This is a genomic window from Achromobacter sp. 18P8.1.1, from assembly GCF_057799415.1.
On sequence record NZ_JBYOKH010000019.1, the window covers coordinates 41,349 to 59,273 of the forward strand.

At 66.7% G+C, this 17,925-nt stretch carries 21 protein-coding genes; 8 read left to right on the top strand and 13 right to left on the bottom strand.

Features of this window, described 5'->3' with window-relative positions:
* The first annotated feature begins 63 nt into the window (after positions 1-63).
* Both AC27VE_RS14210 and AC27VE_RS14215 read left to right on the top strand, forming a co-directional pair.
* Complete coding sequence (locus AC27VE_RS14210) at positions 64-990, top strand: LysR family transcriptional regulator (RefSeq protein WP_006225703.1); 927 nt, start codon at positions 64-66, stop codon at positions 988-990.
* Between the two features lie 88 nt (positions 991-1,078).
* Complete coding sequence (locus tag AC27VE_RS14215) at positions 1,079-1,420, top strand: zinc ribbon domain-containing protein YjdM (RefSeq protein ID WP_169270931.1); 342 nt, start codon at positions 1,079-1,081, stop codon at positions 1,418-1,420.
* Positions 1,421-1,504: 84 nt separating this feature from the next.
* Here AC27VE_RS14215 and AC27VE_RS14220 read toward each other — a convergent pair whose 3' ends face one another.
* From AC27VE_RS14220 to AC27VE_RS14265, 10 genes are all read right to left on the bottom strand, one after another.
* A complete protein-coding gene (locus AC27VE_RS14220; protein WP_006225701.1) occupies positions 1,505-1,741 on the bottom strand; it encodes a hypothetical protein in 237 nt (78 codons plus the stop codon).
* A gap of 13 nt (positions 1,742-1,754) precedes the next feature.
* Positions 1,755-1,991 carry a FixH family protein gene (locus AC27VE_RS14225; RefSeq protein WP_488704225.1) on the bottom strand — a complete coding sequence of 79 codons (237 nt, stop codon included), beginning with the start codon at positions 1,989-1,991 and terminating at the stop codon, positions 1,755-1,757.
* Between the two features lie 20 nt (positions 1,992-2,011).
* A complete protein-coding gene (gene ccoG / locus AC27VE_RS14230) occupies positions 2,012-3,502 on the bottom strand; it encodes a cytochrome c oxidase accessory protein CcoG (RefSeq protein ID WP_488704226.1) in 1,491 nt (496 codons plus the stop codon).
* A 75-nt stretch (positions 3,503-3,577) separates the two neighbouring features.
* Positions 3,578-4,552, bottom strand: coding sequence for a cytochrome-c oxidase, cbb3-type subunit III (ccoP, locus tag AC27VE_RS14235; protein ID WP_315135480.1), 975 nt, complete (start codon positions 4,550-4,552; stop codon positions 3,578-3,580).
* A complete protein-coding gene (locus AC27VE_RS14240; RefSeq protein ID WP_006225697.1) occupies positions 4,549-4,725 on the bottom strand; it encodes a cbb3-type cytochrome oxidase subunit 3 in 177 nt (58 codons plus the stop codon). The genes ccoP and AC27VE_RS14240 overlap by 4 nt, the downstream gene beginning before the upstream one ends.
* A gap of 2 nt (positions 4,726-4,727) precedes the next feature.
* Positions 4,728-5,465 carry a cytochrome-c oxidase, cbb3-type subunit II gene (gene ccoO / locus AC27VE_RS14245; protein ID WP_088588970.1) on the bottom strand — a complete coding sequence of 246 codons (738 nt, stop codon included), beginning with the start codon at positions 5,463-5,465 and terminating at the stop codon, positions 4,728-4,730.
* A 10-nt stretch (positions 5,466-5,475) separates the two neighbouring features.
* Positions 5,476-6,963 carry a cytochrome-c oxidase, cbb3-type subunit I gene (gene ccoN / locus AC27VE_RS14250; protein WP_006225695.1) on the bottom strand — a complete coding sequence of 496 codons (1,488 nt, stop codon included), beginning with the start codon at positions 6,961-6,963 and terminating at the stop codon, positions 5,476-5,478.
* 199 nt (positions 6,964-7,162) lie between these two features.
* Positions 7,163-7,324, bottom strand: coding sequence for a cbb3-type cytochrome oxidase assembly protein CcoS (gene ccoS / locus AC27VE_RS14255; RefSeq protein WP_006225694.1), 162 nt, complete (start codon positions 7,322-7,324; stop codon positions 7,163-7,165).
* On the bottom strand, positions 7,321-8,292 hold the full coding sequence (locus AC27VE_RS14260) for a P-type ATPase actuator domain-containing protein (RefSeq protein WP_315135670.1): 972 nt from the start codon (positions 8,290-8,292) through the stop codon (positions 7,321-7,323). Before AC27VE_RS14260 ends, ccoS begins: the two co-directional genes overlap by 4 nt.
* Before the next feature lie 98 nt (positions 8,293-8,390).
* Positions 8,391-9,659 (bottom strand): adenosylmethionine--8-amino-7-oxononanoate transaminase, encoded by a 1,269-nt coding sequence (locus AC27VE_RS14265; RefSeq protein WP_488704227.1) that lies wholly within the window; start codon positions 9,657-9,659, stop codon positions 8,391-8,393.
* A gap of 148 nt (positions 9,660-9,807) precedes the next feature.
* Between AC27VE_RS14265 and AC27VE_RS14270 the strand changes: the two genes are divergently transcribed.
* From AC27VE_RS14270 to AC27VE_RS14290, 5 genes are read left to right on the top strand one after another with little or no spacing between them, the layout of a single operon-like run.
* On the top strand, positions 9,808-10,995 hold the full coding sequence (locus tag AC27VE_RS14270) for an aminotransferase class I/II-fold pyridoxal phosphate-dependent enzyme (RefSeq protein WP_488704228.1): 1,188 nt from the start codon (positions 9,808-9,810) through the stop codon (positions 10,993-10,995).
* Positions 10,992-11,669, top strand: a complete 678-nt coding sequence (locus AC27VE_RS14275; RefSeq protein WP_488704229.1) for an alpha/beta fold hydrolase — start codon at positions 10,992-10,994, stop codon at positions 11,667-11,669. The genes AC27VE_RS14270 and AC27VE_RS14275 overlap by 4 nt, the downstream gene beginning before the upstream one ends.
* A 24-nt stretch (positions 11,670-11,693) precedes the next feature.
* Positions 11,694-13,130 (top strand): dethiobiotin synthase, encoded by a 1,437-nt coding sequence (bioD, locus tag AC27VE_RS14280; protein WP_488704230.1) that lies wholly within the window; start codon positions 11,694-11,696, stop codon positions 13,128-13,130.
* 56 nt (positions 13,131-13,186) lie between these two features.
* Positions 13,187-13,432 (top strand): ribbon-helix-helix domain-containing protein, encoded by a 246-nt coding sequence (locus tag AC27VE_RS14285; protein ID WP_488704231.1) that lies wholly within the window; start codon positions 13,187-13,189, stop codon positions 13,430-13,432.
* Positions 13,433-13,434: 2 nt separating this feature from the next.
* Positions 13,435-13,764 (top strand): type II toxin-antitoxin system RelE/ParE family toxin, encoded by a 330-nt coding sequence (locus AC27VE_RS14290; RefSeq protein WP_006225687.1) that lies wholly within the window; start codon positions 13,435-13,437, stop codon positions 13,762-13,764.
* A gap of 46 nt (positions 13,765-13,810) precedes the next feature.
* Here AC27VE_RS14290 and AC27VE_RS14295 read toward each other — a convergent pair whose 3' ends face one another.
* From AC27VE_RS14295 to AC27VE_RS14305, 3 genes are read right to left on the bottom strand one after another with little or no spacing between them, the layout of a single operon-like run.
* A complete protein-coding gene (locus AC27VE_RS14295) occupies positions 13,811-15,007 on the bottom strand; it encodes a CaiB/BaiF CoA transferase family protein (RefSeq protein WP_315135467.1) in 1,197 nt (398 codons plus the stop codon).
* On the bottom strand, positions 15,004-15,891 hold the full coding sequence (locus AC27VE_RS14300) for an HpcH/HpaI aldolase/citrate lyase family protein (RefSeq protein ID WP_488704232.1): 888 nt from the start codon (positions 15,889-15,891) through the stop codon (positions 15,004-15,006). The genes AC27VE_RS14295 and AC27VE_RS14300 overlap by 4 nt, the downstream gene beginning before the upstream one ends.
* A 40-nt stretch (positions 15,892-15,931) precedes the next feature.
* Entirely contained in the window at positions 15,932-16,924 is a 993-nt protein-coding gene (locus tag AC27VE_RS14305; RefSeq protein ID WP_427958131.1) for a tripartite tricarboxylate transporter substrate binding protein, read from the bottom strand.
* 139 nt (positions 16,925-17,063) lie between these two features.
* Between AC27VE_RS14305 and AC27VE_RS14310 the strand changes: the two genes are divergently transcribed.
* Positions 17,064-17,921 carry a LysR family transcriptional regulator gene (locus tag AC27VE_RS14310; RefSeq protein ID WP_488704233.1) on the top strand — a complete coding sequence of 286 codons (858 nt, stop codon included), beginning with the start codon at positions 17,064-17,066 and terminating at the stop codon, positions 17,919-17,921.
* Positions 17,922-17,925: the final 4 nt, after the last annotated feature.

Consider the following 17,925-nt stretch of genomic DNA (forward strand, 5'->3'; position numbering starts at 1 on the left):
GGAGAAGCTCCGTTTCCGTAAAATGAAACTTTCGCACCAATCGTTCACCTGAGGCGATCAATCATGGAACGCAACCTGAATGTCCCTGCCCTGTTGGCCAGGCTGCGCATGCGGCAGGTCGTGCTGCTGCTTGCCATCGACGACCGCGGCACCCTGCGCGCGGCCGCGCAGCAACTGAACATGACCCAATCCGCCGCCAGCAAGATGCTGCACGAGCTGGAATTGGCGCTGGGCCAGCCGCTGTTCGAGCGCGTGGGCCGCGGCCTGGCGCTGACACCCGCGGGCGAGTGCGTCATGGGGCATTTCCGCGGCATGCGCGGAACGGTGTCGTCGCTGGCCCGCGAATTGGATGAACTGCGGCTGGGCAGCGCCGGCAAGCTCTTCATCGGCAGCATCATGGCGGCCTCGCCTGGCCATCTGACCGATGCGCTGCTGCGGCTGAAACAGACGTATCCGCTGTTGGCCGTGGAAATTTCCACCGGCACCAGCGACCTGCTGATCGCGCAGTTGAACGAGGGCAAGCTGGATGTGGTGATTGGCCGCATGCTGACCCTGTCGGACCGCAACTACCTGTTCCGCCCGATCGGCGACGAGGCCTTGTCCGTCATCGCGGCGGTGGATCATCCGCTGGCCCGCAAGCGGCGTGTCGCTTTCGACGCGATGCAGGCCTATCCCTGGATCCTGCAGCCGCAAGGCAGCCCGATGCGGGACGTGATCGAACATGAGTTCCGATCCCACAACACGGCCTTGCCGCCCGGGTTGATCGAGTCCGCCTCCATCCTGACCACCACCAACCTGGCAATGAAGTCGCAAATGCTGGGCGTGATTCCGGAATCGGTCGCCAGCCGGTATGCCCGGCATGGCCTGCTGGCGATCCTGCCCTACCAGATCCGGCAGTCGCTGGCGGCGTTCGGCAGCATCGTGCCGCGCGACCGCCCCTTAAGCGCGGCGGGGCAGCACTTTGTCGACTTACTGCATGAAAATGCGTGAAGATAGGCGCCTGTTAGGGCAAAAATAGAGTCTGCGAGAAGTACAATCGAGCATTGCGCAATTCGCGCGTTTCACCTGAGGTACACCCGTGAGTGCATTGCCTGCCTGTCCGAAATGCCAATCCGAATTCACCTACGAGGATGGCGGCGGCTACGTCTGCCCGGAATGTGCGCATGAATGGTCGGCGCAGGACGCCACGCCCTCGGACGACGACGCCCGCGTCTACCGCGATTCAGCCGGCAACGTCCTGCAGGACGGCGACACCATCACCGTCATCAAGGACCTGAAACTCAAGGGGTCCGGCGGGGTGATCAAGATGGGCACCAAGGTCAAAGGCATCCGCCTGGTCGACAGCGACCACGACATCGATTGCAAGATCGACGGCTTCGGCCAGATGAGCCTGAAGTCGGAGTTCGTCAAGAAAGTCTGACGCGGCGCCCGCCAGATTGGCGGGCCCCTACCTCTCAGCCCACGTCTTTCCCCCCTCCTCCCGTTCCACAGGGAGGCCGAGGGATTACAGCGGGTCTTCCTCGGCCGCTTTCGGCATCAGGTAGGCCGTCAGCGTGCTGGACAAGCCGGCCATCACCCACAACACGAAGAACGACACCGTGTAGAAGCCCATGCGCCCCGTGGGCACGTGCCCAAAGATCGCCACGTCCAACGGATCGATCAGCGCGAAGATCAGGGCGCTGCCCGCCGCAGCCGCCAGGAACGACGGCCACAGTATCCACATCAATGAACGCAAGCCCATTTGTGTCCTCCCATCAGGGATTGGCGCGCGCGGCGCCCGCGGCTTCGCCGGTCTTGGGCGCGGCCTGCTCGATCACCAGGCCGCGCTTGACCACGCCTTCCAGGATCGGCTCGTGCATGAAGTTGCTGTAGGCGAAGTAGATCGTGATGAAGCACCCGATCATGGCCGCGAACGGGCCAGCCATCAGGATCCAGGGCCACGGTTCGTAGTACCAGGGCTTGGGCGGCGGAGCGGATTGTGCGAGGGTCATGAGGTTCGTCCTTTACGTATTCAATCGGGCACGTAGAAGCTGGCGGGTTCGTCGGTTTCGATCGGATGGTTTTCGCCGTCATGGCCGCGCGCGCGCAGCGTGATGGCATGCGCGCCGGGCGTGGCGCCGGCGGGCGCCCGGATCACCATCGGAACCAGCTTGTTGGCGGCGGGTTCCACTTCAACCACATCCGACCCCTGCTGGCCCGTCATCACAGCCAGTCCCGGCATGCCGTCTGCCGACAGGCGCAGGCGCATGGCGGTGTCCGACGTGTTGATGATCTGCAGGCGGTAGACGTTCTCGATCTGGCCACCCCCCACTTCCCGGCCCAGCGCGCCGCGGTCGCGGATGACGTCCACCCGCAAGGGGTTGCGCATTGCCAGCGACGCCACGAACGCCACTGCCATGATCAGGATCAGCGTGCCGTAGATCAGCACGCGCGGGCGCAGCAGATGCGAACGCGCGCTTTTGACGGACAGGCCATCCTGCATGGCGCGGTCCGACGTGTAGCGGATCAGGCCGGGTTCATACTGCATCTTGTCCATGACCTGTTCGCACGCATCGATACAGGCGCCGCAGCCGATGCACATGTACTGCAGGCCGTCCCGGATATCGATGCCGGTGGGGCAGACCTGCACGCACAAACTGCAATCCACGCAGTCACCCAGGCCGGCGGCCTTGTGGTCCACCTTGCGCGAACGTCCGCCCCGCGGGTCGCCGCGACGCTTGTCGTAGGTAACGACAAAGGTGTCGGGGTCCACCATCACGCTCTGGAAGCGGGCGTAGGGGCACATGTATTTGCACACGGACTCGCGCATGAAACCGGCGTTGCCCCAGGTAGCGAAACCGTAGAACAGCATCCAGAACCATTGCCACGGCCCCAGCTGCAAGGCGAACAGTTCATGGCCCAGTTCGCGGATCGGCGCGAAATAGCCGATGAAGGTGGACCCCGTCCACCAGGCCAGCGCGATCCACAAGAAGTGCTTGGTGATCTTCAGGCGAGCCTTGCGCCAGGTCCATGGGGATTCGTCCAGGCGGATGCGCGCGATGCGGTCGCCTTCGACCTTGCGCTCGATCCACATGAAGATTTCGGTGTAGACCGTTTGCGGACAGGCGTAGCCGCAGAACAGCCGGCCCGCCACGGCGGTGAAGAGGAACAGCGCCAGCGCCGAGATCACCAGCAGCACGGCCAGGTACACCACGTCCTGCGGCCACAGCACCAGACCGAACAGGTAGAACTTGCGTGCGCCCAGGTCGAACAGCACGGCCTGCCGACCGTTCCATTGCAGCCAGGGCAGCCCGTAGAAGATCAGCTGGGTAATAAAGACGAAGGCGATACGCCAGCGGGCGAAGATGCCACTGACGGATCGCGGATAGATCTTGCTGCGCACACCCGCCAGGGTCTGCTCCAGCGTTTCCTGGCCGGGACGCGGCGGCCGCGTATACGGTTGCCAGGGCGGCGGGTCTCCGCCAGGCGGCGTGCCGACGCTTGCGGTTGACCCATCTTCCATTTGCTGCTCCGTACGGTAAGTCCAATGATGTGGGGGCCGCGATACGCGCCCCCCACCTAAGCCCTGCTGTTCGCCTTACTTCGCCGCGTTGGCCGCAAGCGGCGCGGCCGGTGCCGCCGCGCCCTTCTCCGCGGCTGCCGGCTTGTTGTTCGACAGGCCCCACACCCACGCCGTCAGCACCTTGATCTGCTCGGGGTTCAGGATGTGCTCGTGCGCCGGCATGCGGTTGTCGCGACCGTCCAGGATCGTCTTGACGATCGAGGCTTCCGAACTGCCGTACAGCCAGACGTCGTCCGTCAGGTTGGGCGCGCCCAGCAACGGGTTGCCCTTGCCGTCCACGCCGTGACAGGCCACGCAGAAATTGGCGAACTCGCGCTTGCCCCGGAACACGCGGATGTCGTCAGACGTCAAGCCCGACAACGAGCGCACGTACTGGGCGATGTCGCCGGCAGTCTTGGCGTCGATCGCCGCTTTCCAGGGCGGCATCACGCCGTGACGGCCCTTGGTGATGGTCTCCATGATGGTTTCGGGCGAACCGCCATACAGCCAGTCGCCATCGGTCAGGTTCGGAAAGCTGGGGCCGCCCTTCGCATCAGAGCCGTGGCATTGCGCGCACGTATTCAGGAACAGGCGCTGGCCCATTTCCAGGGCGGCCGGATCCTGCGCCACCTGCGGCACGGTCATGGTCTCGAAGCGCGCGTAGATCGGGCGCACGGCCTCGGCCATCTTTGCCTGATGGCGCGCGACTTCTTCCGTGCTGCTGTAGCCCAATTGGCCCTTGTACGAACCCAGGCCAGGCATGAAGAACAGGTAGCCCAGCGCGAACACACACGCCAGCAGGTACATCCAGGTCCACCACGTGGGGACCGGGTTGTTGAGCTCGGTCAGGTCGCCGTCCCAGACGTGGCCGGTGTCTTCGACCTGGCCGTTGGCCGGCTTGTTGGTGAGCCAGCGGCGCTGCGTGTACAGCAGCCACACGCACCAGACCACGCCGCCCACGGCGACGACCGAGATGAAATACCCCCAGAAGCCATTAACGAAATCGCTCATGACCGATTCGCTCCATCTTGTTGTGCCTGGCCGAACTCGTCGGGCAGGGCGAACGGCAGCATGGCCGATTCGCGGTTGGCGCTCTGGCGGCCGCGCGAGCAGGCCCACCAGACGATGCCGAAAAAGGTTGCCATCGAAATGGCGGTGACGATCGCGCTCAGGTAGCCCACCATGATCAGCCTCCCGTGGCCGCTTGCGCGGCGGGTTGCACGGCGGACTGCGCGGTAGGCGCTGCCGCCTTCTTGGCCGCTTCGGCCTTCCGGGCGTCCTCGGCCTGCTTGGCCTGGGCCTTGCGCACGCCTACGCCCAATTCCTGCAGGTAGGCGACCAGCGCGTCCTCTTCCGTCTTGCCCTCGATGGCCTTGGGTGCGGCCGCGATGTCGGCGTCGGTGTAGGGCACGCCCAGGGCGCGCAGGGCCCGCATGCGCTCGGCCACGTTCTGGCCGGTAATAACCGTCTTTTCCAGCCACGGATAGGCGGGCATGTTCGACTCGGGCACTACCTTGCGCGGGTCGCGCAAGTGGATGCGGTGCCAGTCGTCGGAGTAGCGCTCGCCCACGCGCGCCAGGTCCGGGCCGGTGCGCTTGGAACCCCACAGGAACGGATGGTCGAAGACCGATTCCGCCGCCGTCGAGTACGAGCCGTAGCGCTGCACTTCCGCCGCCAGCACGCGCACTTGCTGCGAGTGGCAGCCGACGCAGCCTTCGCGGATGTATACGTCGCGCCCCATCAGCCGCAACGGGCTGTAGGGCTCGACGCCGGCAACGGGCTGGGTCGTGCTGTGCTGGAAGAACAGCGGAACGATCTGGACCAGCCCCGCGAAGGACACCACCAGGATGCTGGCGATGATCATCCAGCCGATGTTCTTCTCAAGCGTCTGGTGAGAAAAGAAGCCAGGTTTCTTGTTGGCCATGATGTCCTCGTCAAACAGTAGCCGGCGCGGCGGTCGCAACGACCGGCGGGCGAGCGGCGTGGGGATCGTCCAGCGGAATGGCGGGGTTGACCGGTTGCGCGCCGCGCACCGTCTTCCACACGTTCCAGGCCATGACAAACACACCAGACAGGAACAACGTGCCACCCAGCAAGCGGATCAGGTAGTAGGGGACGCGCGTCTTCAGTTCCTCGACGAAGCTGTAGACCAGCGTGCCGTCGGAAGCGGTATCGCGCCACATCAGGCCCTGCTGCACGCCGGCTATCCACATGGCAGCGATGTACAGCACCACGCCGATGGTCGCGATCCAGAAGTGCAGTTCGATTGCCTTCACGCTGTACATCTTTTCGCGGCCGTACAGGCGTGGGATCAGGTAGTACAGGGAACCGAAGGAAATCATGGCGACCCAGCCCAGCGCGCCCGAGTGCACGTGGCCGATGGTCCAGTCCGTGTAGTGCGACAGCGCGTTGACCGTGCGGATCGACATCATCGAGCCTTCGAAGGTCGACATGCCGTAGAACGACAGCGCCGTCACCATGAACTTCAGGATCGGATCGGTGCGCAGCTTGTACCAGGCGCCCTGCAGGGTCATGATGCCGTTGATCATGCCGCCCCAGGAAGGCGCCAGCAGAATCAGCGAGAACGTCATGCCCAGCGACTGGGTCCAGTCGGGCAGCGACGTATACAGCAGGTGGTGCGGACCCGCCCACATGTACGTGAAGGCCAGCGCCCAGAAGTGGACGATGGACAGACGGTACGAATAGATCGGGCGGCCGGCCTGTTTGGGCACGAAGTAATACATCATGCCCAGGAAGCTGGTGGTCAGGAAGAAGCCCACCGCGTTATGCCCGTACCACCACTGCACCATGGCGTCCTGGACGCCGGAATACGCCGAATATGACTTCCACAACGACACCGGCATTTCGATGTTGTTGAAGATGTGCAGGATGGCGATGGTCAGGATGTACGAGCCGAAGAACCAGTTGGCCACGTAGATGTGCTTGGACCGGCGCTTGATGATCGTGCCGAAGAACACGATGGCGTAGGCGACCCAGACCAGCGTGATCAGGATGTCGATCGGCCATTCGAGTTCCGCGTATTCCTTGCTGCTGGTGAATCCCATCGGCAGCGTGATGGCGGCGGCGACGATGACGATCTGCCAGCCCCAGAACGTGAAGGCGGCCAAGGGGCCACAGAACAGGCGGGCCTGACAGGTGCGCTGGACGACGTAGTAAGACGTCGTGAACAGCGCGCTGCCACCGAAGGCGAAGATCACCGCGTTGGTGTGCAGCGGGCGCAGGCGGCCGTAGCTCAACCATGCGGTATCGAAATTCAACTGAGGCCAAATCAGCTGCGCGGCGATAAAAACGCCCACAGCCATGCCGACAATGCCCCAAACCACCGTCATGAGCGCGAACTGCCTCACGATCTTGTAGTTGAAGGTATCGGCCTTGCTTGCGATTGCGGCGCAATCGTTCATCACCCTTCCCCCAAAGTAACAAATAGCTCCAGGCTCAGATGATGGGACTAGTCACACAAGTCGGCGTTGATATGGATCAAGCACTGGATGGCCCGCAGGGGAACGCGGCGCCCCCGCAACGGAACTGCAAGAAGATGGGCGAATGTTGCGGTCGAGGCGGGCGTGTCGCCCGAACCTGAACCGCGATGCGCAGCGGCTTTCAGCCGCGGCTGGCGGGACCGCTGTCGTCGTCGCGCAGGATGGCCGTGCCGGCGTTGTCGGTGTCGTCGTACTGGCCGTTGAAGACGGCCCACCACAGCGATATGCCGATGGCCAGCACGAACAGCAGGGACAGGGGCAGCAGCAGGTACAGGATGGTCATTGCGCAGCTTCCAGCGCGCCGGAAGGCGAGAGTTCGCCAGACCAGTCCCGGCGGCACAGGCGCCAGGAGTTATAGGCCACCGCCAGCGACGAGACCAGCATGGTGATGGCGGCCAGCCACGGCGTGACCCAACCCACCAGCGCCAGCGGCGTCATGAGCAGATGCCAGACCAGCGATCCATAGAGGTTCTGGCGGGCCTTGTGGCGGGCTTGCCGCAAGAGTTCGTCCAGCGCGGCATCGGGCATGGACGGGTGCGCCGCCAGCGCCGAGTGCGCCGAAGCCATGGCCGTGGGCACCGCCATCGACATGGCGCAGGGGCAGCTCATGACCAGCAGCGCCACCATCACCGGGATGCTGTGCGCGGGATCGATGTAGGCCCACGCGGCAGCCGCTGCCAGCGCCAGCGCCACCTGCGCCAGGACGAAGCGCGAGGCCAGGCGGTCGGCGCGGGCGCCCAGGTCCAGGCGCTGGGCCTCGACCCGCTGGTGCCGCAGGCCGCCTGCCGCGCCGAAGGACTGGCGCGCGCAGAGTTCCAGATATCTGGCGGTCAGCAAGAAGGCCACGAACATCGTGACGGAATCGAAATAGACTTCGCCGTGCCCCGTCCAGGTGGCGTGCACGCTGGGGATGAAGGCCGCGACGATGCCAAGCGCCACCGGCACGTCCATGCCGGCGCGGCCGTGGCGCAGGTTGTCGCCCGCGTGGCGCCAGATGGGCCACGCCGAATACAGCACCACGGGGATGGTCAGCGCGAAGCTGGCCCAGTTCATCAGCACGATGGCCCAGTCCAGCGTTTCCAGGGCGTCGGCGGGCATGCTGTCGTGCCGCAGGTAGCCGGGCCACGCGAACATCATGACCTGCATCATCGCCAGCCAGGCGAGCGACAGGCGCACCAGCGCGTGGCGGCGCTGCTGGCGGTCGGCATCGGGCAGGCAGGCAGGAACGGCGAAGATCGATTTTGCTCGCATGCGCCGATGGTAACCACCGCCCTGGCCAGGCGCCTTGATCTGGATCAAGGCCCTTTCCGCCCCTTGCCGAGGTGGGGCGGCCGGGGCCGCCGCCCGGGTCAGGGGCGCTGCTGGCGCAGCACGTCCACCAGGGCACGCATCAGGGCGGCCAGTTCATCGTCGGCGATGGTCAGCGCCGGCGTCAGGTAAACGACATTGCCGAACGGGCGGACCCAGACGCCGGCCTCGACCAGCCGGCGTTTCAAGGCCTCGCGGTCGGCGATGCCGTCCAGTTCCACCACACCAATGGCGCCCAGCACGCGCACGTCGCGCACCCAGGGCAAGTCGCGGCAAGGCTCCAGGCCGGCAGCCAGCGCCGTCGACAGGCGTTGCGCCTGCGCCAGCCGGGGCTCGGACTCGAACAGGTCCAACGACGCGTTGGCGGCCGCGCAAGCCAGCGCATTGCCCATGAAGGTGGGGCCATGCATCAGGGCGTGCGCGGGGTCATCAGACCAGAATGCCTCGAATACCCGGTTGCTGGCCACCGTGGCGGCCAGCGGCAGCGTGCCGCCCGTCAGCGCCTTGGACAGGGTGATGATGTCGGGCCGGATACCGGCCTGCTCGAACGCGAACATCGTGCCCGTGCGCCCGAACCCGGTGAAGATCTCGTCGAAGATCAGCAGCAGGCCGTGGCGGTCCGCCAGCCGACGCAGGCGGCGCAGCACTTCCGGTTCATGCAGCAGCATGCCGCCCGCCCCCTGCACCAGCGGTTCGACCAGGATGCCGGCCAGTTGCGGCCCGCGCGTCTCCAGGAATTGGTCCAGTGCTGCCATCGAGGCCTCGTCGCGCGGCAGGTCGACGATGTCGTGCTCGGCCAGCATGCCCCGGAACAGGCTGTGCATGCCCTCGTCCGGATCGCATACGGCCATGGTGCCGAACGTGTCGCCGTGATAGCCGCCGCGGAACGCCAGGAAGCGGCTGCGGCCGCGTTCGCCCTGGTTCAGCCAGAACTGCAGGGCCATCTTCATGGCGACTTCCACCGCCACCGAGCCCGAATCGGTATAGAAGACCCGATCCAGCCCCGGGCCCAGCAATCCGGCCAGCCGGCGCGCCAGGGTCAACGCCGGTTCGTGGGTCAGGCCGCCAAACATCACGTGCGGCATGGCCTCCAGTTGCGCGCGCACCGCCTGGGCGATGTGCGGGTGGTTGTAGCCGTGGCAGGCCGTCCACCAGGACGCCACGCCGTCGATCAGGCTGCGCCCGTCGGCCAGCTCCAGCCGGCTGCCGTGGCTGCGCACGACCGGCAGCGGCGGCGTGGCTGTCTTCATTTGGGCATAGGGAAGCCAGATATGTGGCTGGCCCTGGGCCACCCAGTCGGGCGTGTGCATGATTGAACTCCGCAAAAACCGGCGGCGGCCCGGCGGTTCCGGGAAGGTTTGTCCCCGAAAACCGCCGCGCGCGCCTCCACTACAATGGCCCGCATTCTACGGCCTGGCGCGGGGCAGCCCCTGCCCCCGGCCGCTGCCGGAACGATTGATGTCAAAGCTGGATTCCCTGTTTTCCTCCGAGTTGGCCCTGGCCGACACCCGCCGCGTGCGACGCCGCCTGCGCACCGCCACGGCGGCGCCGCCCGGCCGGATCGTGCTGAACGGCGCGCCTGTGCTGAATTTTTCCAGCAACGACTATCTGGGCCTGTCCAAGCACCCGCTCTTGATCGAGCGTGCCCGGGAATGGGCAGCCCGCCACGGGGCGGGCGCCCAGGCTTCGCGTCTGGTCTGCGGCAATCTTGACCTGCACGAGCAAGTGGAGACCAAGCTGGCGCGCCTGAAAGGCACCGAAGCCGCCCTCGTGCTGGCCTCCGGCTGGCAGGCCAACGCCGCGGTGCTGCCCGCGCTGCTGCGTGCCGCCGGCACCCGGGGCGAGGTCGAGCTGTATGCCGACAAGTTGAACCACGCCAGCCTGCACCACGGCTGCCAGGCGGCCGGCGTGAAGCAGATCCGTTTCCGGCACAACGACCTGGACCATCTGGAGCGCCTGCTCGCGGCCCGGGCCGCAGAAGGGTCGGATAAGCCCGTCTCCCGATTCATCATCACGGAAAGCGTGTTCAGCATGGACGGGGACCGGACCGACGTCATCCGGCTGGCCGAACTGGCCGACCGCTATCAGGCCTTCGTCTACCTGGACGAAGCCCACGCCACCGGCGTGCTCGGCCCTGGCGGCATGGGGCTGGCCGGATTGGCGCCCGGCCGCATCGACCTGGCGATGGGCACGTTCAGCAAGGCGCTGGGCGGCTTCGGCGCCTACGTGGCCGGCTCCCGCGCGCTGTGCGACTACCTGATCAACACCTGCTCGGGATTCATCTACACCACCGCGCTGCCACCCGCCGTGCTGGGCGCGATGGACGCCGCCTTGGACCTGGTGCCCACGCTGGACGCCGAACGCGCCCGGCTGGCGGCTGCCGGTGACCATCTGCGCGCAGCGCTCCAGGGCATGGGGCTGGACACCGGCGCCTCGTCCACCCAGATTGTGCCCGCCATGGTGGGCGACGAAGGCCGCGCGCTGGCGATCGCCGCCGATCTGGAACAGCGGGGCCTGCTGGCCGTGGCGATCCGCCCGCCCACCGTGCCTGCCGGCACCAGCCGGCTGCGCGTGACGCTCAGCGCCGCCCACCGCGACGCCGACGTGGCGCAACTGATCGCCGGCTTTGCGGCGGTGCTGGCATGACGGACGCCCACGCACGCCCCGTCCGCCCCACCCTGCTGTTCGTGCATGGCTGGGCCTTCGACGCCTCGGTCTGGACGCCGCTGCGCGCCGAACTGCGCGATTGGCCGCATGCGGTCGCCGACGCCGGTTACTTCGGTCCGGCCCACACGCCAAAGATCGAAGGACCGGTCATCGCCATCGGCCATTCGATGGGCGTACTGCGTCTGCTGCGCTGCTTGCCCCCGGATTGCCGCGGCCTGGTGTCGATCAACGGCTTCCCGCGTTTTGGCGCGGCGCCGGACTTCGACGCCGGCGTGCCGCGCCGCATGCTCGACCGCATGGTCAAGCGCCTGTCGGCCGATCCGGCTGCGGTCCTGCAGGATTTCCGCCAGCGCTGCGGCGACGCCTCCGCCTTTGGCGAACCTCGGCTGGAAACGCTGGCCCAAGACCTCGAAGCGCTTCGCGACGAAGACCAGCGCGGCGCGCTGGCGGCCCTGCCCGTTCCGCTGCTGATCCTGGCGGGCCAGGACGACCCGATCGTCCCGGCGGCGATGACGCAAGCCGCATTTGGCGGCCGCGCCGGCGACGAACGGCATGAGCGGGAACAGGGCGGCCATCTGTTACCGGTGGCGGACGCGTCATGGTGTGCGCGCCATATCGCCGGATTCATTGCCCGACTGACCCAGGCGGCCTGATTGCCTGGCCTGACTGCACGCACCATGACGCAAGCTCCACGCAAGCCGCAAGTCGCCGCCCGTTTCGGCGCGGCCGCGCACCGCTATGAAGACCATGCGCCTATCCAGCGCATCACGGCCGAACGGCTGGCCGGCGATATCGCCCGGCTGCGCCTGCCCCCGCGCCCCCGCATCCTGGAGATCGGCTGCGGCACCGGCCTGCTGACGCAGGCGCTGGCTCGCCGGCTGGGGCCGGCCGACTGGACGGTCACCGATATCTCGCCCGCGATGCTCGCCGCCTCGCAGCGAGGCCCGGCGCTGCCAGGCACGGCAAGGTTTGAAGTGCTGGACGGCGAATACCCCCAGGCGCTCGCCGGCCCCTACGACCTGATCTGCTCCAGCCTGGCCGTTCAATGGTTTACGGACCTGAACGCCGGCCTGGGCCGGCTGGCCACATTATTGGCGCCGGGCGGCCATCTGGCCGTCGCGACGCTGGCCGACGGCACATTCGACGAATGGCGGGCCGCCCACCAGGCCGCGGGCCTCGTTGCGGTCACGCCACGCTACCCGGCGCGCGCCGCCATCCGTCCGGCCATGGGCAATTTGGCCGGTAGCGTGCACAGCGAACGGCTGATACAAAATCATCCTGACGGCCTGACATTCCTGAAGGGCTTGAAAGGCATCGGCGCCACCACGCCCGCGCCCGGGCGGCCGCCGCTCAACGCGGCGGCACTGCGGCGCGTGCTGGCAGCGTTTGACGAACAAGGAGCCACGGTGACGTATCACCTGGCCTACGGTATGTGGAAAAAAACGACTCAACGCCCCGCCGGGGTTTTCGTGACCGGCACCGACACCGGCATCGGCAAGACGCTGGTGTCCGCCATCCTGGCGCGCGCCTGGAACGCCGACTACTGGAAGCCGGTGCAAACCGGCGTGTCCGAAGAACCCGGCGACACCGACACCGTCGCGCAACTGGCCCGGCTGCCGCCCGAACGCCTGCATTTGCCAGCCTACGTGCTGCAAGCGCCGCTGTCGCCCTGGGCCGCCGCCACGCTGGAAGACACGGTGGTCGACGCGACCACCATCGTGCCGCCGACGACCGACGCCCCCTTGATCGTGGAAGGCGCGGGCGGCCTGTACGTGCCCATTGACGACACGCACATGATGATCGACCTGATCGCCCGCCTGGACATGCCGGTGGTGCTGGCCGCGCGCAGCGGCCTGGGCACCATCAACCACACGTTGCTGAGCCTGGAAGCGCTCAAGCGCCGCGGCATCCCCGTGCTGGGCGTCGTCATGAGCGGCCCACTGTCGGCGGGCAACAAGGAAGCCATCGAACGCTTCGGCGACGTGCGCGTGCTGGCCGAAATCCCGCCCCTGTCAAAAGTGGACGCCGCCGCCGTCGACGCGCTGGCGCAGACCATCCCGCCGCTGGAAGACTGCCTGGCGGCATTGGGCGGGGCGCCCGCGGTGGCCGGCTAATGAACTGCGGCCACCCCCATCTTGCCAAATTTTGGCAAGCCTCCTAAGCTGTGGGAATGGGCACCATGAATATCTCCCTCCCGGACGCGCTGAAATCTTTCGTTGACGAACAAGTCACAGAACGTGGCTACAGCACCAGCAGCGAGTACGTCCGGGAACTGATTCGCAAGGATCAAGATCGGCTCCAATTGCGGGGGCTGATGCTTGCCGGCGCGTCGTCCGCGCAAGGCGTAACCGCCGACGCCACCTATTTTTCCGACCTGCGAGCTCGCGCCAGCAAACGTCTCAAACCTGACGCATAGCTGTGAAGGGAAAACCCGTCATACCTCGTTTGCAGGCAAACGAAGATATCGACACTGCCATCGCCTACTACTCAGACCAAGCGTCGGAACAAGTGGCACTGGGCTTCATTGATGCGTTAGAGCGTGCGTATTCTCACTTGAGCCGTCATGCCGCGACGGGGTCGTCCAAATATGCACACGAACTCGATTTACCAGGGCTTCAATCCTGGCCATTGACTCGCTATCCTTACCTGATCTTCTATGTAGATTGCCCGAGTCATATTGATGTCTGGCGAGTCTTGCATCAACAACGGAACATCCCGGCTTGGATGCACGGCCCTGAAGGGTTGTGAGGGGAGCCGCTGCGCGCCAGGACGCCTGCACGTGGCATACACCTCCTCATCCCAGCGCCCCCCGTTCCCGCAACGCCGCCAAGCGCTCGGCTGACACCCCCGCCTCCGCCAACACCGCTTCGCTATGTTCTCCGAACGCGGGCGCGGCGCGGGGTGCATCCGGCTGGCTGCGGCCAAACTTGATGGCTTGGGCGAACCCGCGGTAGCTGCCCACCACGGGGTGCGTAAACGTCGTGACCATGTTTTCGGCCTGCACCTGCGGGAAGTCGAACATGTCTTGCACACCGCGCGCGGCCGCGCAAGGCACCTCTTCGCCGAACCAGGCCTCCCATTCCAGCGCCGTCCGCGCGCGCAGCGCCTCGTGCAGGCGCGGCACGATCTCGTCGCGGTGTTCGGCGCGTTTGCGCACCGAGTCGTAACGTTCGTTGGCGGCAAGCTCAGGCAAGCCGGTCTTGGCGCACAGCGCCTGCCAGAAATGCGGCGTGTTGGCCGAGATGTACAGATACCCCTCGCCGGTGGGATGGATGCCCGTGATGCCGCCCGAGCGCATGTCGCGCCCGATGTCGCGTGGTTCGCCTTCGGCCCAGACCAGCCTTGCGGACTGCAAGGCCAGCGCGCTGCGCAACAGCGATACGCCCACGAACTGGCCACGCCCGCTGCGTTCCCGCTCGTACAGCGCCGAGGCCACGCCCGCGGCAACCATGGATGAAGCGTAGTAGTCCACCACCGATCCATACAGGATCTCGGGCGGCCCGTCGGCCTTGCCTTGCAACGCGCACATGCCGGTCATCGTCTGCAGCACCTGGTCGTAGCCGGCCTTGTCTTTCAACGGCCCGGTTTCCCCATAGCCGGTGACGGCGCAGTAGATCAGCCTGGGATTGATCTCGGCCAGCTGCTCATAGGCGATGCCCAGCCGGGCCGGGACACTGGGCCGGAAGTTGTGCACCAGCACGTCCGCCTGCCGCGCCAGATCGTGCAGGACGGCCAGCGCTTCCGGGTTTTTCAGGTCCAGCACCAATCCGCGCTTGCCGCGGTTCACGCCAAGAAAGGCGCGGCTTTCGGCATCCAGCGTGGACGGGTACTTGCGCAGGTTGTCACCGCTGGGCGGCTCCACCTTGATGACGTCGGCGCCCTGATCCGCCAGCAGCGTGCAGCCATACGGCCCGGCGATGTAGGCGCTCAGGTCCAGCACACGGACGCCCGCCAGCGGACCGCCCGGCGATTGCATTGCCGCCGCCATCATTGCGCCTGCTCCGCGTGCGCCGTCGCGAGCCCAAGCCCGGCCGCCACCCGCAATATCGCCTCGGCACGGCGCAGGAAGGGGCCATCGATCATGCGGCCGTCCACCACGAATGCCGCCACGCCCTTGGCCGACGCTTCGCGCGCGGCCTCAACCACGCGGCCCGCGTGCGCGATCTCGTCATCGGTGGGCCGGAACGCCGCGTTGGCCAACGGCACCTGGCGCGGATGGATGCAGCTTTTGCCGATATAACCCAGGCTGCGGGCCAATTCCGCCTCGGCCCGGTAGCCGGCTTCGTCCTCGATATTGGCGAAGGCGGAGTCGTAGGCGAACACGCCCGCCTCGGCCGCCGCCAGGCGCAAGGCGAACATGGCCTGCTGCACCGCCACTGCCTCGCGGCGAGCGATGCCCGCCGGCTCGAAGAGATCGCCCAGCCCCAACTGCAAACCCGCCACGCTGGGATGCGCCGCCGCCAGGCGGGCCGCCCGGCGCAGCGCACGCGGCGACTCGATGTTCAGCAGCAAGCCGACCGGTTGATCGACGCCGTTGGCGCGGCGCGCCTGCTCGACCGCGCTGGCCGCCGCCACGACGTCGGCCTCGCTTTCCGCCTTGGGCAGGTTCACCAGGTGCAGCCCCGGCCGCACCACGGCCTGCACGTCCGCATGAAACTGCCCGGAATCCAGCGCATTGACACGCACGATCAGCGTCTTGCCCGACGCGGCGGCTTCGGGCGCGGCCAGCATGCGGGCCAGATGGCCGCGTGCTTCGTCCTTGCGCGACGGCGCCACCGCGTCCTCCAGGTCGAACGACAAGGCGTCGGCGGCGCCTGCCAGAGCCTTGGCGAACAGCTCGGGGCGCGATCCGGGTACGAACAGTTTGCTTCTCATGCTTGCACTCTGGGAAAGAGGGTTGATGCGGGGTCGGCGCTTACTGGATGGAGATGTTGCGGTCACGGGCCACCTGCTTCCACTTGGCGGCATCGGTCTCGACCAGTTCAGTGAATTGCGGCACGGTCAGCGCAGCCGGCACCGCGCTTTCTTCGGCGAACATGGCGCGCATCTTCTGGTCGTTGACGATGCCGCGGATCTCGGCGTTCAGCTTGTCGACCAAGGGCGCGGGCGTTCCCGCCGGCGCCAGCACGCCCCACCACAGTTCCACCGAATAGCCGGGCTGGCCCTCACCAATGGTGGGCAGCGCCGGATAGAACTGCGACCGTTCGGGCGAGGTCACGGCCAGCACGCGCAGCTTGCCGCCCTTGAGCAGCGAGGCCGTGGATGCGAAGCTGCCGATCACGAAATCGACCCGGCCGCCGGCCAGGTCGTTCAGCGCATGCGACATGCCCTTGTAGGGCACGTGCGTGAACGACGTCTTCTCGCCCCCGGCCAGGATTTCGCTGGCCATCTGGTTGACCGAACCCAAGCCCGCGCTGCCGTAGGTCAGCTTGCCCGGCTCCTTGCGGCCAACGGCCAGCAGGTCGGCCATGGACTGGTAGGGTGAATCCTTGCCCACGACCAGCGCCATCGGGCTGCGCGCCAGCATCGCTACCGGCGCGAAGCTGCGCACGACGTCGTACTTCAGGTTGGTCTGCACGGCCGCATTGGTCGTGAGCGTGGACGACGACAGCATCAGCACGGAGCCATCCTTCGGTGCGCGGGCCACATATTCCGCCCCGATCGCGCCGCCCGCGCCGGGCCGGTTTTCGACGATGACGGTCGTGGACAGGCGCGCGCCCAGCTTTTCGGCCAGCACGCGGGCAAATACGTCGTTGCTGCCGCCCGGCGGGAACGGCACGACCATCGTGATCGTCGCGGGGACGGCGGGCGCCGCTTGCGCCGCAGCCAATCCGGGCGCGCCCAGCGCCACGGTCAGGGCCAAGGCGGGCAATAAGGCGGCACGCAGGCCGGCAAAGGACTTCGTCATGGGGGTCTCCTCGGTTGCGGTCCGGCGGGCGTCCAACGCCTGCGTGCATGCCGCTTGTCGTTTTGTCTGAAGCGAATACTAGGACGCCCGCCTGGTGATATAAAGCGAGGATTCTTAAAACACTACGTGAGGATTTCTGATGAAGATCGAATCTTTCCGTACGCTCAACGCCGTGTTGCGCGGCGGCAGCTTCGCGGCGGGCGCGGCGGACATGAACCTGTCGCCCAGCGCCGTCAGCCTGCAGATGAAGCAGATGGAGGAATACTTCGGACAGCCCTTGTTCGACCGCTCGGCGCTGCAAGTGCGGCCCAACGCCTTTGCGGCGGAAGTCGATGCCGTGCTGCAGGAGGCGCTGGCGCGCCTGGACGAACTGCGCCGGCGCAGCACGCCCGCTGTCGAAGGCCGCGTCCGGCTGGGCACCATCGAACCGCTGCAAGTGACGCTGCTGCCCCCGCTGCTGCGCAAGCTGCGTGAACGCTACCCCCTGCTGGACGTGCGCCTGGTGCGAGGACGCGCGACCGAGCTGACCGAAAAGCTGAAGAAGGGCGAGATCGACGCCGCCATCATCACGCAGCCCGAAACCGGGGGCTCCAGCCGCCTGGCCTGGACACCGCTGTTCCGGGAAACGCTGGTGCTGATCGCGCCGCCCGATTCGCACGAGACGCGGGTCGCCGACCTGTTCCAGCAGTACGAATGGATCCGTTTCGACAAGACCACCATCGGCGGCCGGCTGGCCGCGCGCTATGTCGCGCAGCATGCGCCCCATGCGCGCTGCCGCATCGAGATGCAATCGCTGGCGGCGCTGACGGCGCTGGTGTCCGCCGGCCTGGGCGTGTGCGTGCTGCCCGAGCCGGGCCCGAACCTGCTGAACGTGCATCCGGTACGCGTGGTGCCGCTGGGCAAGCAGGCGCCCTACCGTCAGATCTCGTTCGTCTGCCGGCTGACCGACCAGGACAATCGGCTGGTGCAGGCGCTATTGGAAGGCGCGCGTCCGTAACGCA

Coding starts and splice junctions, on each gene's coding strand:
- ccoG (WP_488704226.1), bottom strand. CDS start 3,502: ATGGAAGATGGGTCAACCGCAAGCGTCGGCACGCCGCCTGGCGGAGAC.
- ccoO (WP_088588970.1), bottom strand. CDS start 5,465: ATGGCCAACAAGAAACCTGGCTTCTTTTCTCACCAGACGCTTGAGAAG.
- AC27VE_RS14220 (WP_006225701.1), bottom strand. CDS start 1,741: ATGGGCTTGCGTTCATTGATGTGGATACTGTGGCCGTCGTTCCTGGCG.
- AC27VE_RS14225 (WP_488704225.1), bottom strand. CDS start 1,991: ATGACCCTCGCACAATCCGCTCCGCCGCCCAAGCCCTGGTACTACGAA.
- bioD (WP_488704230.1), top strand. CDS start 11,694: ATGACGCAAGCTCCACGCAAGCCGCAAGTCGCCGCCCGTTTCGGCGCG.
- ccoS (WP_006225694.1), bottom strand. CDS start 7,324: ATGACCATCCTGTACCTGCTGCTGCCCCTGTCCCTGCTGTTCGTGCTG.
- AC27VE_RS14295 (WP_315135467.1), bottom strand. CDS start 15,007: ATGATGGCGGCGGCAATGCAATCGCCGGGCGGTCCGCTGGCGGGCGTC.
- AC27VE_RS14210 (WP_006225703.1), top strand. CDS start 64: ATGGAACGCAACCTGAATGTCCCTGCCCTGTTGGCCAGGCTGCGCATG.
- AC27VE_RS14305 (WP_427958131.1), bottom strand. CDS start 16,924: ATGACGAAGTCCTTTGCCGGCCTGCGTGCCGCCTTATTGCCCGCCTTG.
- AC27VE_RS14270 (WP_488704228.1), top strand. CDS start 9,808: ATGTCAAAGCTGGATTCCCTGTTTTCCTCCGAGTTGGCCCTGGCCGAC.
- AC27VE_RS14265 (WP_488704227.1), bottom strand. CDS start 9,659: ATGCACACGCCCGACTGGGTGGCCCAGGGCCAGCCACATATCTGGCTT.
- AC27VE_RS14275 (WP_488704229.1), top strand. CDS start 10,992: ATGACGGACGCCCACGCACGCCCCGTCCGCCCCACCCTGCTGTTCGTG.
- ccoN (WP_006225695.1), bottom strand. CDS start 6,963: ATGAACGATTGCGCCGCAATCGCAAGCAAGGCCGATACCTTCAACTAC.
- AC27VE_RS14260 (WP_315135670.1), bottom strand. CDS start 8,292: ATGCGAGCAAAATCGATCTTCGCCGTTCCTGCCTGCCTGCCCGATGCC.
- AC27VE_RS14300 (WP_488704232.1), bottom strand. CDS start 15,891: ATGAGAAGCAAACTGTTCGTACCCGGATCGCGCCCCGAGCTGTTCGCC.
- ccoP (WP_315135480.1), bottom strand. CDS start 4,552: ATGAGCGATTTCGTTAATGGCTTCTGGGGGTATTTCATCTCGGTCGTC.
- AC27VE_RS14240 (WP_006225697.1), bottom strand. CDS start 4,725: ATGGTGGGCTACCTGAGCGCGATCGTCACCGCCATTTCGATGGCAACC.
- AC27VE_RS14285 (WP_488704231.1), top strand. CDS start 13,187: ATGGGCACCATGAATATCTCCCTCCCGGACGCGCTGAAATCTTTCGTT.
- AC27VE_RS14310 (WP_488704233.1), top strand. CDS start 17,064: ATGAAGATCGAATCTTTCCGTACGCTCAACGCCGTGTTGCGCGGCGGC.